The organism is Curvibacter sp. GW821-FHT09D12, from assembly GCF_059416245.1.
This window is the reverse complement of record NZ_JBWKOU010000005.1, coordinates 249,391-264,554: the sequence shown is the minus strand read 5'-3', so window position 1 is coordinate 264,554 and position 15,164 is coordinate 249,391. Positions and strand designations below refer to the sequence as shown.

16 protein-coding genes are annotated in these 15,164 nt (G+C 64.6%); 3 read left to right on the top strand and 13 right to left on the bottom strand.

Annotated elements, in window-relative coordinates; genetic code table 11:
• Positions 1 to 24 precede the first annotated feature (24 nt).
• A complete protein-coding gene (locus tag AC07PT_RS10675; protein WP_492347219.1) occupies positions 25 to 423 on the top strand; it encodes a tautomerase family protein in 399 nt (132 codons plus the stop codon).
• 38 nt (positions 424 to 461) lie between these two features.
• A complete protein-coding gene (locus AC07PT_RS10670) occupies positions 462 to 1,847 on the top strand; it encodes a tetratricopeptide repeat protein (protein WP_494656647.1) in 1,386 nt (461 codons plus the stop codon).
• A gap of 1 nt (position 1,848) precedes the next feature.
• Here the strand turns inward: AC07PT_RS10670 and AC07PT_RS10665 are convergent, their stop codons facing one another.
• The 8 genes from AC07PT_RS10665 to AC07PT_RS10630 form a co-directional block, all read right to left on the bottom strand.
• A complete protein-coding gene (locus AC07PT_RS10665; protein ID WP_494656646.1) occupies positions 1,849 to 2,097 on the bottom strand; it encodes a hypothetical protein in 249 nt (82 codons plus the stop codon).
• Between the two features lie 4 nt (positions 2,098 to 2,101).
• A complete protein-coding gene (locus AC07PT_RS10660) occupies positions 2,102 to 3,106 on the bottom strand; it encodes a hypothetical protein (protein ID WP_494656645.1) in 1,005 nt (334 codons plus the stop codon).
• A 111-nt stretch (positions 3,107 to 3,217) separates the two neighbouring features.
• Positions 3,218 to 4,084 carry a DUF429 domain-containing protein gene (locus AC07PT_RS10655; RefSeq protein WP_492347222.1) on the bottom strand — a complete coding sequence of 289 codons (867 nt, stop codon included), beginning with the start codon at positions 4,082 to 4,084 and terminating at the stop codon, positions 3,218 to 3,220.
• Between the two features lie 2 nt (positions 4,085 to 4,086).
• Positions 4,087 to 4,968, bottom strand: a complete 882-nt coding sequence (locus tag AC07PT_RS10650) for an EamA family transporter (RefSeq protein WP_494656644.1) — start codon at positions 4,966 to 4,968, stop codon at positions 4,087 to 4,089.
• Positions 4,969 to 5,014: 46 nt separating this feature from the next.
• Positions 5,015 to 5,437 carry a BLUF domain-containing protein gene (locus AC07PT_RS10645; protein WP_027478319.1) on the bottom strand — a complete coding sequence of 141 codons (423 nt, stop codon included), beginning with the start codon at positions 5,435 to 5,437 and terminating at the stop codon, positions 5,015 to 5,017.
• Between the two features lie 2 nt (positions 5,438 to 5,439).
• Complete coding sequence (gene folE, locus AC07PT_RS10640) at positions 5,440 to 6,141, bottom strand: GTP cyclohydrolase I (RefSeq protein ID WP_492347224.1); 702 nt, start codon at positions 6,139 to 6,141, stop codon at positions 5,440 to 5,442.
• Positions 6,142 to 6,281: 140 nt separating this feature from the next.
• A complete protein-coding gene (gene clsB, locus AC07PT_RS10635) occupies positions 6,282 to 7,493 on the bottom strand; it encodes a cardiolipin synthase ClsB (RefSeq protein WP_494656643.1) in 1,212 nt (403 codons plus the stop codon).
• A 2-nt stretch (positions 7,494 to 7,495) separates the two neighbouring features.
• Positions 7,496 to 8,233 carry an endonuclease/exonuclease/phosphatase family protein gene (locus tag AC07PT_RS10630; RefSeq protein ID WP_494656642.1) on the bottom strand — a complete coding sequence of 246 codons (738 nt, stop codon included), beginning with the start codon at positions 8,231 to 8,233 and terminating at the stop codon, positions 7,496 to 7,498.
• Positions 8,234 to 8,383: 150 nt separating this feature from the next.
• Between AC07PT_RS10630 and AC07PT_RS10625 the strand changes: the two genes are divergently transcribed.
• Positions 8,384 to 10,162 (top strand): response regulator, encoded by a 1,779-nt coding sequence (locus tag AC07PT_RS10625; protein ID WP_494656641.1) that lies wholly within the window; start codon positions 8,384 to 8,386, stop codon positions 10,160 to 10,162.
• A 14-nt stretch (positions 10,163 to 10,176) separates the two neighbouring features.
• On the opposite strand, the gene nudB is transcribed toward AC07PT_RS10625, so the two are convergent.
• The 5 genes from nudB to AC07PT_RS10600 form a co-directional block, all read right to left on the bottom strand.
• Positions 10,177 to 10,638, bottom strand: a complete 462-nt coding sequence (nudB, locus tag AC07PT_RS10620) for a dihydroneopterin triphosphate diphosphatase (RefSeq protein WP_494656640.1) — start codon at positions 10,636 to 10,638, stop codon at positions 10,177 to 10,179.
• Between the two features lie 97 nt (positions 10,639 to 10,735).
• Positions 10,736 to 12,544: an aspartate--tRNA ligase gene (aspS, locus tag AC07PT_RS10615; RefSeq protein ID WP_494656639.1), complete on the bottom strand. Its 1,809-nt coding sequence runs from the start codon at positions 12,542 to 12,544 to the stop codon at positions 10,736 to 10,738.
• 27 nt (positions 12,545 to 12,571) lie between these two features.
• Positions 12,572 to 13,198 carry a DUF502 domain-containing protein gene (locus AC07PT_RS10610; RefSeq protein ID WP_027478325.1) on the bottom strand — a complete coding sequence of 209 codons (627 nt, stop codon included), beginning with the start codon at positions 13,196 to 13,198 and terminating at the stop codon, positions 12,572 to 12,574.
• A gap of 11 nt (positions 13,199 to 13,209) precedes the next feature.
• Positions 13,210 to 13,572, bottom strand: coding sequence for an FmdB family zinc ribbon protein (locus tag AC07PT_RS10605; RefSeq protein ID WP_494656638.1), 363 nt, complete (start codon positions 13,570 to 13,572; stop codon positions 13,210 to 13,212).
• 98 nt (positions 13,573 to 13,670) lie between these two features.
• Positions 13,671 to 15,125 (bottom strand): high affinity choline transporter 1, encoded by a 1,455-nt coding sequence (locus AC07PT_RS10600; RefSeq protein WP_492347232.1) that lies wholly within the window; start codon positions 15,123 to 15,125, stop codon positions 13,671 to 13,673.
• Between the last annotated feature and the right edge of the window lie 39 nt (positions 15,126 to 15,164).

The following is a 15,164-nucleotide window of genomic DNA, read 5'->3' as shown; positions in this document are numbered from 1 at the left end:
AACCCTTGAGTCGAGAAGATCACCATGCCTCATATCGTCATCCACTTGTCTGGTCAGCCCGATCCCGTGCTGGCTCGCCAGGCGACCCACGCGCTCACCGAGCTGACCCACCGACACCTCGGCAAAGTGAAAGCGGTGATGGCCACCACAGTGCAATTCATTGCGACTGACAGCTGGTTCATCGGTCAGCAAAACCTGGCTGATCTGGATCAGAACGCCTACTACGTGGACATCAGCGTCACCGACGAAACCAATACCAAGGCGGAAAAAGCCCGCTTTCTGAAGGAGGTCCACGCCTTCATGAGCCAGCTGTTGCCACGTCTGCACGAGGTCAGTTACTGCCATGTGATCGATGCCCGCGCCGCGGCCTATGGCTACGGCGGGCACACACAAGAATGGCGGCATCAGCAAGCGGGAGTCTGAGCCTGGCACGCGGACACCGAGGCGGGCACAATCGGCTCATGCCGACCTCCCACCTTGCTTCATCCGATGCGCGGCCCGCCACCGACAGCCTGGGCAACCCGGTCACCCTGCACGACCCGGCCAGCCTGGGGCCGTTGAATGACTTTGTCGAGGGCTTCATCGCCTGCGAGGCCCGGTGTGTGAACGTGCTGGTGGCGGCCGAAGACAGCAGCCCGCTGTTACAGGCCTATGCGGCGGCCCTGCACATGTTTGCCGAGACCGATGATGCCCCCACCCAGGCCCGGCCTTTCATCGAACGGGCCGAAACGCAGGCGGCCGGCGCCACCGAGCGCGAGCAGCGCTTCATTGCCGCGGTGGCGGCCTGGGTACGCGGTGACCTGGCCCGCGCCGTGGCCCTGCACGAAGAGCAGGCGCGCCTGTTCCCGCGCGATCTGGCCTCGCTCAAGCTGGGGCAGTACCACCTGTTCAACCAGGGCCAGTCGCCCGGCATGCTGCGCCTGGCACTGGCCGCCCTGCCCCACGCAGCCGATGTGCCCTACCTGCACGGCATGGCGGCTTTTGCCTGGGAACAATGCCACCTGCTGCGCCAGGCCGAATCGGCTGCGCGCACGGCCCTGCGCCTGAGCCCCAAAGAGCCTTGGGCACAGCACGCATTGGCCCACGTGATGCTGACCGAGGGCCGACTGGAGGAAGGGCGTGGCTTCATGCGCGAGGCCAGTGTCAGCTGGGTGGGTCTGAACTCCTTCATGCAGACCCACAACTGGTGGCACCTGGCCTTGTTCGAACTGGAGCGCGGCCACGCCGAGGAGACCTTGCGCTTGTTTGATGAGCAGGTCTGGGGCGTGGTGAAGGACTACAGCCAGGACCAGATCAACGCCATCTCGCTGCTGGCCCGGCTGGAACTGGCTGGCGTGGCGGTCGGCCCACGCTGGCAAGACCTGGGCCAGCACCTGCTGCAACGCAGGCCTGACCATGTGCTGCCTTTTCTGGATCTGCAATACCTTTATGGGCTGGCCCGCGCAGGCCATGGTGACGAGGCCCTGGCGCGGCTGCAAGCCCTGCGCCGCCATGCGGAACAAGCCACCGGCCCCCTGCGCCCCGCCTGGCAGCAGGTGGCGGTGCCTGCCGCCGAAGCCCTGCTGGCCCACGCCGAAGGCCAGTACACGCACAGCGCCCAGCGCCTGGGCCAGGCGCTGCCGCGCCTGAGCGAGATCGGTGGCAGCCATGCGCAGCGTGACCTGTTTGCCCAGATCCACCTGGATGCGTTGCGGCAATCGGGCCAGTGGGTGGGTGCACAGAACCTGCTGCAGCCCCTTTGCAACCAGCAACCCGAATCGTGTCGCCTCGCCGCCATGGCCACCCAGCTTTACAAGGATCTGGGTCTGGCGGAGGTCGTGGCCCAGACTGGCGCTGCGCCAGGCTGATTCACATCGGCAGCAGGCGGGGTGGCAGCTTGCGGCAGTCGGCGTCCAGAAATGGCCCCCCTTGCTGAATCCAGCCCACCCCTGGCGAAGCCTGGGCACAAACCTCTTTGCCATCCAGCTTGCTGCGCCACACATACCAGGGAGCGGGCCCCGCCTGGGCCAGCCCGACGAGCTGACAGCCCACCAGGCAGCCAACCAGACAGACCCGCCGGAAGACCCAACCTGAAAGGGGTGAGCGCAAGATACCCATGCCCTCACTCGACCAGGTAGCGCCCAGGCAGCAGGTGAACCGACTGCCGCAGGTGTTGGAGAATGCCTTCGTGCTCACGGGGCGTCAGCATGCGGACCCCGAAGGGGGTGTCGACCGTGGACAGCCGCTCGGCCTCCAGCACGCGCAAACCACGCGCCACATCCTGCACCACCCGAACCGGCACCCGCATGTTGCCGCTTTGGTACATCAAGGTCTCCGGGCTGCTCAGGTGCATCGAGTAATCGGGCCCGGTGATGCGCCCATCGGGCTGCAACTCAGCCTGCGCCGGGTGCGGACCATCGCGCTCGTCGGCATGGGGTTTGACTGAATAGGCCACGTCCCCAAACTCCGGCGCCACCATGGCGAGTTTGTAGCCGCAGCGTTCGCATTGGTAGTGGTCGGTGCCTGCGTCGCGCAACACGAAGCGCAGGCTGTTCTCGCGGCAATGCGGGCAATGCCGGCGCCCCGCCAGCAAGGCCGGATCAGGTGGCGCAGGACGAGGTGAGAGCGGCATGGCGTCGGCCCGAGGATGCTCAGGTGGGACCACACCCAGGCTGACCCGTGCCTGGGGCTGCAAGGCGAATGGGTCATCCAGACTCGGCAGCCTCGACGGGTCCGCTGTCACAGCGCCCGGCGCGGCCGGCTTGGGGGAGGGTGCAGAGGGGGGCCGGTCGGGCGTCAGGTCCAGCTCGGGAGAACCATGGCTGGGGGTGATGCGCACCCGCACACCCCAACCCACAGGCTTGCGAAAAAACCCGATCCGACATCCCACCCAAGGCAGGCCATCGTGGGCCAGCGCCCGCGCGAGGGCCTGTGCCGCGGCCTGCACCCGTGCGGGCGCCGGCTGCTCTGCCCCGCCTTCGGGACGCCGCAGCCGACACACCAGGGCAGGCCCCTGCTGGCTCAGGCACAGTTCGCCCTCCGACCAGCCTTCAGGCCGGTCGGCGATGGCGGCCTGCGCCAAGACTTTCAGCAAGGGCTGATAAGACGAGTATCGGGTCGATTTCATGGTGTTGTTCTCCCAGTGCAGGTCGGTCTGAGGCCTGCAGGGTGAAGCACGGTGATACGCCAAGTGTAGCGATGGCCCCGGCCCTATGTCGATGTTCGGTGCCAGTTCGCCTCAAGCGGGCCAGGCAGCGCTGAGGATCCAGCCCTCGAGTGGATCCAGGCCGGGCGGCAAGCCATACAGCGGATCACCGGCGGCATGCTGGCGATGTGCCCAGGCCGCCTGCAGCAGGCACAGCACGGCATCCAGGCTGTCGCCACTGGCGTCGTCCACCAGGGCATCACGCTGGGCATGGCTCAGTTTAAGGCGCAGGCCCAGGCGGGTTTGCCCATGCTCCAGCGCGGTGATCAGGTCTTTGCGCGCGATCAGGCGCTCGGGGGTCTGCTTGGCAGGGTCATCGCTTTTGTACGAGCGTTTGCCCAGCAGCTCGCGCGCCAGCAGGCCGGGGTAGGCTTCCAGAGCCACCCGGGTCGGGGCACCAGGGCACGCCGCGGGCTGCCACAAGCCAGGCAATTGCACGCCCGCAGCCAGCAAAGGGGGCACGCCGGCATGCATCATGTAGGCCACAGGGGGGTTGACCCATTTCATCGACGGGCTGGACCCGGCGGGCCCATCCGTGGCACGGTGGGCAAACTTGCCGCCCACGGGGCGGGCATCACAAAAGGCCGCAAACGCGGCCCGGATCTGCTCCCGCGTCAGGCTGGCGTAGTGCGCCATGCAGGCCGCCCAGTCGGTGGGCCAGCCCAGGGTGCTGACCAGCTCGCGCGGCAGCCCGAAAGGCAGGTCGAAGCCCCCTACCCACGCGCGGGGCTCGGCCAGCCAGGCGGCGTAGGCCTCCAGTGTCTGCAGCCGTTCCAGGTGGCTCAGCACCACCCGGCCCGCACGCTCATGCCCCAATGCCAGCAGCACCGGCTTGCGCCGGGTCGGCCGGCTGCTGAAGTCGCAGCCCAGCAGCAACATCGGGGACAGGGGATCCGCCATGTTCAGCCCAGCCCCAGCAGCACCACACCGGCAGCGATCAAAACCGCCCCCCCCACGCGGGCCAGTCGGTCGCCCTCGCCCAGCAGATGCCCGCCGATCAGTGCGGCAAACAACATCGAGACCTCGCGCGCCGGCGCCACATGCGACAAGGGCGCTGTCTGCATCGCATACAACACCAATACATACGAAACCGGGCTGATGGTGGCCACCAGCAGGGCATGCCGCCACTGCAGGCGCCACAGCCGGGCGGCCTCGGGCCGGTCTCGCCAGACCTGGGGAGCCAGAGCGGCCACCCGCACGAAATTGCCCATGTAATCGATCAGCACCGGCGACATCAGCATCACCTTCACGGCATAGCCGTCGACCACGGTGTAGCTGGCAATGAAGGCCCCGGTGAGCAGGCCATACACCAGGCCCAGGCGCACACGCGCCTGGTGTTCGGCGTCTCGGCCGGCCCGCCACAGGCCAGGCCCGCCCGCCACCAGAAACACCCCCAACACCACACCCAGCAGGCCCAGCCCGCTGGAGGCAGTCAAATGCTCGCCCAGCAGCACCAAAGCCACGGCCGATGACAGCAAGGGCCCGGAGCCGCGCGCCAGCGGGTACACCACCGTGAGGTCGGCCCGCTGGTAGCCGCGCAGCAGCGTGACGTAATAGACCACGTGCAGCAGGCCGCTGATGACGACCAGGCTCCACTCGGCGAGCCCCCAGGCGCCCACCACGCCCCATCCCATCCACAGGCCCACCGGCGCCCACACCCCCATCATCAGGAACGAGGTGAAGAAGGCAAAGCGAGAGTCACCGCCAGCCCGTTTGGCTGCGATGTTCCACAAGGCATGGATGAGGCCGGCCAGCATGACCAGCGAGAAGGACAGAAGGCTCATGACACCGGCCCAGCGCTCCAGGAGCGCCGGGGACACCCGACCGCGCTCAGGCCCGACCGATGATGGAGGCGGTGGCCATCAACTCTTCGAGCAGGGCCAGGGAAACGCGGCCGGACACGGCATATGGGTCCAGTTCGGGGCGCTCAGAGTATTTGAGCAGGATGGAGGTATTGAGCTTGGACAGGTTCACCAGGCCCATGGTCCAGCCGCCAAAATGGCGTTCAGAGATTTCTTCGTACACCAGCAACTCGACCTGACTGTGACGGGTGTCGCGCAAGATGTGGCCATACAGCTCATTGACGGCGGAGCGGCCGCCCTCGATGGCCTGCAGAAAAATACCGCCGCCGTAACACAGCACCCCCGTGATGCCACAGCCCGGGTTGTGTTGCCGCGACTGGGCCAGGATGGCGTCGATCGCGGCTGGCGAATTGTCAACCACGCGGCTGGCATAGAGCAGACGAACAAGCATGGTCAGTCCTTGCGAGGAATCAGGGAGAGGAATTCACGGCGCAGCGCAGAGTCTTTGAGGAACACGCCACGCATCACCGAGTTGATCATTTTGCTGTCCATTTCGCGCACACCGCGCCAGGACATGCAGAAATGACTGGCCTCCATCACGATGGCCAGGCCATCGGGCTGGGTCTTCTCCTGGATCAGGTCGGCCAGCTGAACCACGGCCTCTTCCTGGATCTGAGGGCGCCCCATCACCCAGTCGACCAGACGGGCGTACTTGGACAGGCCGATCACATTGGTGTGCTCATTGGGCATCACCCCGATCCAGATGCGGCCCATGACCGGGCAGAAATGGTGACTGCAGGCGCTGCGCACGGTGATCGGGCCGACGATCATCAGCTCATTGAGGTGTTCTGCGTTCGGGAACTCGGTGATCGGCGGCGCCGCCACATAGCGGCCCTTGAACACCTCGTTCAGATACATCTTGGCCACCCGGCGGGCGGTGTTGTTGGTGTTGTGATCCCGCTCGGTGTCAATCACCAGGCTGTCGAGCACGCCTTGCATCTTGTGCTCGACTTCGTCGAGCAACTTCTCAAGTTCACCGGGCTGGATGAAGTCGGCGATGTTGTCATTGGCGTTGAAACGCTTGCGCGCTGCGGCCAGTCGCTCACGGATTTTCAGCGAGACGGGGGTGCCCTCGTCCGGGTTGATTGGGTTCATTGCGGCTTGTACTCTGTCCAAACAGCCAAGGATGGTAACAGCGATTGAATTTTGGGGTTTATGGGCTGATAGCCACTGCAGCGCAAGGGTTTCAAGCTACACAATGAATAGCACTGAAGCCCTGTTGAACGAGCCTGGGCTCAGTAGCGGTAGCCCGTCAGCCACAAGGCCAGCCGCATCAAACCAAAGGCCAGCCTGTCCAGCACCCGCAAATGCCAGGGGCGCTGGGCCAGTAACTCAGGCTGGACCAGGCGCCCAGCCTGCCGCATGGCGGCCTGCAAGGACCGGCGCAAGCCGGCCGCAAACTCGCGGTCATCAATGACCACATTGGCTTCGCGCGCCAGCAGCAGGCTCAAGGGGTCGAGATTGGACGAGCCGACCGTGCTCCAGCTGCCATCCACCACCGCCACCTTGGCATGCAGAAAGCTGGGTTCGTACTCGTGGATCTCCACGCCCGCGGCCAGCAGGGGACCGTACACCGGGCGCGCCGCATGGTGTTGCATGAAACTCTCATAGCGCCCTTGCAGCAGCAGCTGCACCCGCACGCCACGCTGCGCGGCCATCACCAGGGCACGGCGCAACTTTCGCCCCGGCAGAAAGTACGCATTTGCAATCAACACCTCTTCGCGCGCCGACCCGATGGCGCGCAGGTACGCCTTTTCGATGCGCGCGCGATGGCGCAGGTTGTCACGCAGCACCAGGGCCGCGCGCAGGCCCTGTGGCGCGCTGCGCAGCGCGCCCGGGGTGGGTGCCGGCAAACCCTGACGCCAGGCCTCCAGGGCATGCGGCAGCCGCCGCGACCGGATTGCCCGGGCGGCCTCCAGCCGCCACCACAACCGGGACATGGTGTCCACGGCCTCCGCCACCACCGGGCCCGACAGGCTCACGGCCAGGTCAAAGCGCGGCTGCCTGAGCGGCCCATGGTGCGGGTCGTACCAGTCGTCCAGCACATTGATGCCGCCACAGAACAGGCGTTCCCCATCCAGCACACACAGCTTGCGGTGCAGGCGGCGCCAGCGGTTGGGGATCAACAGGCCGCCCGGTCCCAGGGGGGAAAAGACGCGCCACTGCACGCCCGCAGCCTGCCAGCGCTGCAGCCACAGCGCGGGCATGGCATCGGTGCCCACACCGTCCACCACCACACGCACCGCCACGCCACGCTGTGCCGCCCGCTCCAGGGCCTGGGCAACGCCTTGTGCGCTGCCCGTGAAATCGAAGATGTAGGTCTCCAGCCAGATGCTGTGGCGACAGGCGTCCATGCCTGAGATCAGCGCCGGAAAAAACTCGGTGCTGCCTTGCAGCAATTGCACCTCATGGCCGGCGCGGTAACTCAAACCATGGGCCCGAGGCATGTCTAGAACCGGAACTCGGTGATCAGGGGCAGATGGTCGGACATGCGTGCCCAGGCCCGCCCGTGTGGCACCTGGGCGCTGATCGGGGCCAGGCCTCGGGCGTAGATGTGGTCCAGTTGGGCCAGGGGCAGGCGCGATGGAAAGGTGGGGTGGCGCGAGGCCTCGAACTCGATCAGGCCATCGTGGCGCAATGTCCTGCTCAGCGAGCCACCAAACTCATTGAAGTCGCCCGCCACGATCAGGGGCTCGCTGACCCGCACCTCACGGGCAATGAAGCGGCGCAGCTGGTCAACCTGGCGCACCCGGCTGCCTGGGATCAGGCCCAGGTGCACCACGATCACGTGCAACAGCCGATCGGCCACCTGGATCTCCACATGCAGCAGGCCACGCTGCTCGAAACGGTGGTCAGACATGTCCTCATGCTGATGGTTCACCACGGGCCAGCGGGTGAGCAGGGCATTGCCATGTTCACCATGGCGGGTAATCGCGTTGGTGCGGTACACCGCCTCGTACCCCTCAGGGGCCAGGTAATCGGCCTGCGGCATGGCAGGCCAACGCGCAAAGTGGCTCTGCTCGCGCCGATGCACCTTGCGCACCTCTTGCAGGCAGACCACATCGGCGTCCAGTTGCTCCACACCATGACCGATGTCATGAATCTCAAGCCTGCGCGTCGGCCCCACGCCTCGCACACCTTTGTGAATGTTCCAGGTGGCTACCCGGAAAACGCCATCTTTGTCCATCCGGGGATTGTGGACCATCCGTCTGGCCGCGAATATGACCGGAATCCGACACACCCTAGGTGATTTTTCTGATTTTCGGATCTGTCGCCCGCTTTACACTGAGCCTGGAGAATATCTGGCTTGTAGCCACTTTCCATTGCACAACACAACATGGCAACAGCCCCACAACGCGACATCGGCGACTGCCTGGCACTGGTCATCGACAGCAATGCCACCTCGCGCAGCATTCTGGCTGGCCAGTTGCGTGACTACGGGGTGGGCAAGGTGGTGCAGTGCAGCCGCGTGCGGGATGCCCGCAACCGGCTGGAACACACGGTCTTCGATTTTGTGCTGTGTGAACAGTATTTTGATGACACCAACGAGTCGGGCCAGACCCTGCTCGATGACCTGCGCCGAGCCCACCTGCTGCCGTTCTCGACGGTGTTCTTCATGGTGACGGCCGAGGCCTCGTACGCGTCGGTGGCCGAAGCCGCAGAATCCGCCCTCGACGGCTACCTGCTCAAGCCCTTCACCCCCGTGGCACTGTTCGACCGGCTCAGTTTGGCCCGCCTGCGCAAGGTGCACCTGATGCCGATCTTCAATGCGATTGAAGACGAGAACTTTGAACTGGCCGCCAGCCTGTGCGTGCAGCGCTTCGAGACCCAGCAGCCCTACTGGCTGTACGCGGCCCGCATCGGTACCGAATTGCTGCTGCGCCTGGGGCGCCACGACGAGGCCCGCACCCTGTTCGAGGCGGTGATTGCCGCCCGCGCCCTGCCCTGGGCCAAGCTGGGCGTGGCCCGAGCCCAGGTCGAGTCAGGCCAGGCCACCCGGGCCATCACCACCTTGATGGGCCTGATCGGTGAAGACGCGAGCTACACCGATGCCTACGACGTGCTCGGACGCGCCCAGGTCGAGGTGGGCAATTTTGCCGAGGCCCTGGAGACCTACCGAACCGCCAGCACGCTGACACCTGACTCGGTCGGGCGGCAGCAGAAGTTCGGCATGATGGCGTTCTACATGGGCGACCGTGTCACCGCCACCAAGGCCCTGGCCCGGGCCACCATCCTGGGCATTGATTCGAAGCTGTTTGACTTTCAATCGATCGTGTTGCTGGCCTTTGCGTATTTTGCGGACAACGACCGCAAGGGCATGGAACGCTGCATGGCCGACTGCGCCCGCATCCTGGAGCGGCACCCTGACAGCCCCCGCGTACGCCGCTTCGTCGAAGTGACGGGTGCGCTGCAGCAGATCCTGCAAAGGCAGTTTGCGCGCGCAGTCGAGATGGTGCGCAACATGGCTGCGCAATTGAGCGCCGTCGACTTTGACTTCGAAGCGTCCTGCAACCTGGCAGGCCTGCTGTCGGTCCTGGCCAACACATCGATCGACCTGTCCGAGGGCAGTGGCTGGATCAAGCAACTGGGCATGCGCTACGCCAACACCCGGGGCCTGAGCGAATTGATGGCCAACGCCTGCCACCTGCACACACCCTATGCGGACACCATCCGCGCGTGCCTGCAAGAAATCAACGGCACCGCCGAACGTGCCATGGGCCTGAGCCTGTCGGGCGATCCGGCCGGTGCAGTGCGCAGCCTGCTGGAACACAGCGAAGCCACCCTGAACGTCAAGCTGCTCGACATGTCGCAGCAGGTGCTGTTGCGCCACCAGGCCCGCATTGCCCAGGCCGAGCCGCTGCAACAACAGATCGACACCTTGCGAAGCCGCTGCGGCACCACCCCGGCTCGGGCCGTGCTGGGTCAGGACAGCGAACGCCAACCCGGCGGAGTGACACTGCGCCTGCGCAAACGTGCTGAAGCCAAAGCCCAGGCGGCCGAGAGCCTGCAAGCCGCCCAAGCGCCAGCAGAGGCGCCACCCAAGCCTCAAGCCGAATCGAAATCAGAGCCCCTGGCGCAGGGCTTGGACGCGCTGCGTCTGCGCCCAGGGCGCTGAGGCCCGGGCTGAAGTCACACCAGGAACCGGGGCAACATCAGACAGGCCTCGGCATTCGACGGGGAGAAACACTGATCCGCCGCCTCCAACCAGGGCAGCCACTGGCTGGCCGTGTGCTCACGAGGACTCAGGCGCACCGACAAGGGGGTTGGCACGGTAAGCCCCATCACGCGTTCGCGATTGCGCAGCACCCCAGGGGCATAGCGGTGCTGCCATTCAGGCCAGATGTCGTAGACATTCTCCAGGCCCCAGTCCCATAACCGATGCCCTGGGGCCAGCGCATCAATCCCGGTTTCCTCCATCACCTCGCGCACGGCAGTGTCGACCCAGCTTTCGCCCGTGTGGTCCTTGCTGCCGGTGACGGATTGCCAGTGCTCGCCGGCATCGGTGCGCCGGATCAGCAACACCTGCCGGTCGGGCGTATGGATCAGGACCAGCACCGATTCGGGAATCTTGTAGGCGCGCGGCTCAGGCATGGCGATCTCCGAGGCAAGAAAAAAGCGGCCAGGGCTTGCGCCGTGGCCGCTGTGGTCCTGGCAGGCCGCTCGGGGCCGCTCAGGTGATCTGCCGGACTCAGGCGGCGGGCGTGGTGTTGCGCAGGCGGATGTGCAGTTCGCGCAACTGCTTTTCGTCCACCGGGCTCGGGGCCTGGGTCAGCAGGCACTGGGCACGCTGGGTCTTGGGGAAGGCAATCACGTCGCGGATCGACTCGGCCCCCGTCATCAGCGTCACGATGCGGTCCAGGCCGAAGGCCAGGCCACCGTGCGGGGGCGCACCGTATTGCAGCGCGTCGAGCAGGAAGCCGAACTTCTGCTGAGCTTCCTCAGGGCTGATCTTCAGGGCATCGAACACCTTCTGCTGCACATCGGCGCGGTGGATACGGACCGAGCCGCCACCCATTTCCCAGCCATTGAGCACCATGTCGTAGCCCTTGGAGATGCACTTCTCGGGCGCCGTGACCATCCAGTCCTCATGACCGTCCTTGGGAGCGGTGAAGGGGTGGTGCACCGCATTCCAGCGCTGACCGTCTTCGTCGAACTCGAACATCGGGAAGTCGACCACCCACAGCGGGGCCCAGCGGCTCTCGAACAGGCCATTCTTCTTGCCAAACTCGCTGTGACCGATCTTGATGCGCAGGGCACCGATGGAGTCGTTGACGATCTTTTCCTTGTCGGCCCCGAAGAACAGCAGGTCACCGTCCTGAGCGCCGGTGCGTGCCAGGATCTCGGTGATGGCCTTGTCGTGCAGGTTCTTGACGATGGGGCTTTGCAGGCCGTCACGGCCCTTGCTCAGGTCGTTGACCTTGATCCAGGCCAGGCCCTTGGCACCATAGATCTTGACGAACTCGGTGTAGCTGTCAATCTCACCGCGCGACAGGCCGGTACCTTCCTTGGCACCGCCCGGCACACGCAGGGCCACCACACGGCCACCCTTGGTGGTGGCGGGGGTGGAGAACACCTTGAAATCGACATCGGCCATCACGTCGGTCAGCTCGGTGAATTCGAGCTTGACGCGCAGATCGGGCTTGTCAGAGCCGAAACGGAAGGCCGCATCCTGGTAGGTCATGACCGGGAACTCGCCCAGGTCCACACCCAGGGTGTTCTGGAACACGGTCTTGATCATGCCCTGGAACATGTCACGGATGTCCTGCTCTTCCATGAACGATGTTTCGATATCGATCTGCGTGAATTCGGGCTGGCGGTCAGCGCGCAGGTCTTCGTCACGGAAGCACTTGGTGATCTGGTAGTAGCGGTCAAAGCCCGCCACCATCAGCAGCTGCTTGAACAGCTGGGGCGACTGGGGCAGCGCAAAGAACTGGCCGTCATGCACACGGCTGGGCACCAGATAGTCACGCGCGCCTTCGGGCGTGGACTTGGTCAGCATCGGCGTTTCGATGTCGATGAAGCCATTGGCATCCAGGAACTTGCGCACTTCCATGGCCACGCGGTAGCGCAGCATCAGGTTGTTCTGCATGTACGGGCGGCGCAGGTCCAGCACGCGATGGGTCAGGCGGGTGGTCTCGCTGAGGTTGTCCTCATCGATCTGGAAGGGAGGCGTGACCGAGGGGTTGAGCACCTTGAGCTCATGGCACAGCACTTCGATCTGGCCGCTCTTGAGCTTGTCGTTGGTCGTGCCATCCGGGCGGGCACGCACCACACCCTTGACCTGCACGCAGAACTCATTGCGCACTTCTTCGGCAACCTTGAACATCTCGGCACGGTCCGGGTCGCAGACCACTTGCACATACCCTTCGCGGTCGCGCAGGTCGATGAAGATCACACCACCGTGGTCACGACGACGATTGACCCAGCCCGACAAGGTAACGGTTTGGCCCAGCAGGGCTTCGGTCACGAGACCGCAATAGTGTGAACGCATAGCCATAAGAAACATCCAGCGCCAGCAGGCGCATTACTGAGAAGATTGAGAGAGGATGGCCGGGCCCGCAGGAGCGACCACGCCCATGGAAACGATGTACTTGAGCGCCTCGTCCACGCTCATGTCGAGTTCGATGCAGTCACTGCGCCGCAACATGACGAAATACCCCCCCGTGGGGTTCGGCGTGGTGGGCACGTAGACGCTGAGGAAGTCGTCCTTGAGGTAGGTGAGCACATCACCACCCGGGGTGCCCGTGACGAACGCCACGGTCCAGACGCCGTCACGCGGCCACTGGATCAGAACGGCCTTGCGGAATGCATTGCCGCTTTCCGAAAACAGCGTGTCCGAGACCTGCTTGACGCTGGAATAGATCGAACGTACCACCGGGATGCGGTGCACGATGGCGTCGCCCAGCTTGACGAGCTTGCGGCCCAGAAAGTTGCTGGCAACGGCGCCCACCACCAACAGGATGAGCAGCGTGAGCACCACCCCGAAGCCCGGGATGTGGAAGCCCAGCAACTCATCTGGCCGCCATTTCTGGGGCAGGATGAGCAGGGTCTGATCCAGGGTGCCGATGATCCAGTCGAGCACCCAGATGGTGATGGCCACCGGCACGATGACCAACAGACCCGCGAACAACCATTTGCGCATGGCAGCCATGGGGGAGGCCATCAGTGACAGGCGCAACCGCCGCCGCACGAACCACCCGAGGCGGTGGGGGCAGCGTCAGACTTGGCCGCGCTGGCAGACGACGACTCGGCCGGCGCGCTGGAAGTACCCGCTTCAGCGCCCGAGGCCGGGGCTGCTGCTGGGGCACTGGTGCCTGCGCTGGCACCGTTTCCGCCGCTGTTGCCACCCCTGAAATCAGTCACATACCAGCCCGAGCCCTTGAGCTGGAAACCGGCCGCCGTGATCTGTTTGCGGAAGGCCGAAGCATGGCAGGCGGGGCATTCCGTCAGCGGAGCGTCGGAGATTTTTTGCAAGACGTCTTTGCTGTGCCCGCAGGACTCGCATTTGTAGGCGTAGATTGGCATGGCTTTCTGAGCTTGGAAGGGGGTTGCAAAACCCTCAATTATAGGCGGGCGGTCATTCTGCAAGAGGCGCCCGGTCAATGTGCATGGGTTCCCAGGTCTCAAAGGCCCGGCAAGGCGTGGTGCGCAGCATGGCTGTTGCGGATGGCCTGCGGCCCCAGCGAACCAATCAGCATGCCCACCAGCGCGGCCACAAAGCCGGCCAACTGGGCCGGCACCTCTTCCCCGGCCGGGGTCATGATGAACAGCAGCCAGCACAAAATGCCGAGCACGATCGAGAACAGTGCCCCCTGGGTGGTGGCCCGTTTCCAGTACAGCCCGGCCGTCAAGGGCACGATGGCCCCCACCAAGGTGACCTGGTAGGCGCCCGACACCATCTCATAGATGGGCTTGTCCTTGGACAGAATGGCATAGGTGCACACAAAGACGCTGAAGATCAGCACGGTGATGCGCATGGTGCGCAGCTCCTGCCGGTCACTCTGGCGCGGAAAGAACTGACGCCAGATGTTTTCCACAAAAGTGACCGAGGGCGCCAGCAAGGTGGCCGAGGCAGTGCTTTTGATCGCCGACAGCAAGGCACCAAAAAACAGCACCTGCATCACAAAAGGCATGTGCGTGCGCACCAGGGTGGGCAAAATCATCTGGCTGTCCACCTTGCGGCCGGTGGACAACAGTTGCCCCGTGGTCTCGGGCATGATGATCAAGGCACTGGTGACCAGGAACATGGGCACGAAGGCAAACAAGATGTAGCAGATGCCACCGATCACCGGGCCCCGGGTGGCAGCCCGCTCGTCCTTGGCCGACATCACCCGCTGGAACACGTCCTGCTGCGGGATCGAGCCCAGCATCATGGTCATGCCGGCACCGATGAAAAACAGGATGTCCTTGAACTGCATGGGCGGCCAGAAGGCGAACAGGTCCTTTTCCTGGGCGTAGGCCAGCACCTTGTCCACCCCACCCGCCTGCTGTCCGGCAAACACGGCGAGGATCAGCAACCCGCAGACCAGGATGATCATCTGGATGAAATCCGTCACCGCCACCGACCACATGCCACCGAACAGGGTATAGGCCAGGATGGAGGCCGTGCCGATCAACATGCCGACCGGTTGCGAGATGGCGCCTTCGGACAACACATTGAAGACCAGCCCCAGGGCCGTGACCTGGGCCGCCACCCAGCCCAGGTAGCTGAGAAGGATGATCAGCGAGCAAAGGATCTCGACCACCCGGCCATACCGTTCGCGGTAATAGTCGCTGATGGTGAGCAGCGACATCTTGTACAGCCGCGCCGAGAAGAACAACCCCACCAGGATCAGGCAGAACCCGGCGCCAAACGGGTCTTCGACCACGCCATGCAAGCCCTCCTTGATGAAGGTGGCCGGAATGCCCATCACCGTCTCGGACCCGAACCAGGTCGCAAACGTGGTGGTGACGATCATGAACAGGGGCAGGTGGCGCCCCGCGATCGCGAAATCGGCGGTGTTTTTCACCCGTTTGGCCGCCCACAGGCCGATGGCAATCGTGACGAGCAAGTAGATGATGACCAGGGTCAGCAGCACGGAAACCTCCAGGAAGACGGCGGATTATCCCGAAATCGG

What these genes read in the sequence shown, in the direction of transcription:
- AC07PT_RS10675 (WP_492347219.1), top strand. Translation starts at nt 25, where the DNA reads ATGCCTCATATCGTCATCCACTTGTCTGGTCAGCCCGATCCCGTGCTG.
- AC07PT_RS10670 (WP_494656647.1), top strand. Translation starts at nt 462, where the DNA reads ATGCCGACCTCCCACCTTGCTTCATCCGATGCGCGGCCCGCCACCGAC.
- AC07PT_RS10665 (WP_494656646.1), bottom strand. Translation starts at nt 2,097, where the DNA reads ATGGGTATCTTGCGCTCACCCCTTTCAGGTTGGGTCTTCCGGCGGGTC.
- AC07PT_RS10660 (WP_494656645.1), bottom strand. Translation starts at nt 3,106, where the DNA reads ATGAAATCGACCCGATACTCGTCTTATCAGCCCTTGCTGAAAGTCTTG.
- AC07PT_RS10655 (WP_492347222.1), bottom strand. Translation starts at nt 4,084, where the DNA reads ATGGCGGATCCCCTGTCCCCGATGTTGCTGCTGGGCTGCGACTTCAGC.
- AC07PT_RS10650 (WP_494656644.1), bottom strand. Translation starts at nt 4,968, where the DNA reads ATGAGCCTTCTGTCCTTCTCGCTGGTCATGCTGGCCGGCCTCATCCAT.
- AC07PT_RS10645 (WP_027478319.1), bottom strand. Translation starts at nt 5,437, where the DNA reads ATGCTTGTTCGTCTGCTCTATGCCAGCCGCGTGGTTGACAATTCGCCA.
- folE (WP_492347224.1), bottom strand. Translation starts at nt 6,141, where the DNA reads ATGAACCCAATCAACCCGGACGAGGGCACCCCCGTCTCGCTGAAAATC.
- clsB (WP_494656643.1), bottom strand. Translation starts at nt 7,493, where the DNA reads ATGCCTCGGGCCCATGGTTTGAGTTACCGCGCCGGCCATGAGGTGCAA.
- AC07PT_RS10630 (WP_494656642.1), bottom strand. Translation starts at nt 8,233, where the DNA reads ATGGACAAAGATGGCGTTTTCCGGGTAGCCACCTGGAACATTCACAAA.
- AC07PT_RS10625 (WP_494656641.1), top strand. Translation starts at nt 8,384, where the DNA reads ATGGCAACAGCCCCACAACGCGACATCGGCGACTGCCTGGCACTGGTC.
- nudB (WP_494656640.1), bottom strand. Translation starts at nt 10,638, where the DNA reads ATGCCTGAGCCGCGCGCCTACAAGATTCCCGAATCGGTGCTGGTCCTG.
- aspS (WP_494656639.1), bottom strand. Translation starts at nt 12,544, where the DNA reads ATGGCTATGCGTTCACACTATTGCGGTCTCGTGACCGAAGCCCTGCTG.
- AC07PT_RS10610 (WP_027478325.1), bottom strand. Translation starts at nt 13,198, where the DNA reads ATGGCTGCCATGCGCAAATGGTTGTTCGCGGGTCTGTTGGTCATCGTG.
- AC07PT_RS10605 (WP_494656638.1), bottom strand. Translation starts at nt 13,572, where the DNA reads ATGCCAATCTACGCCTACAAATGCGAGTCCTGCGGGCACAGCAAAGAC.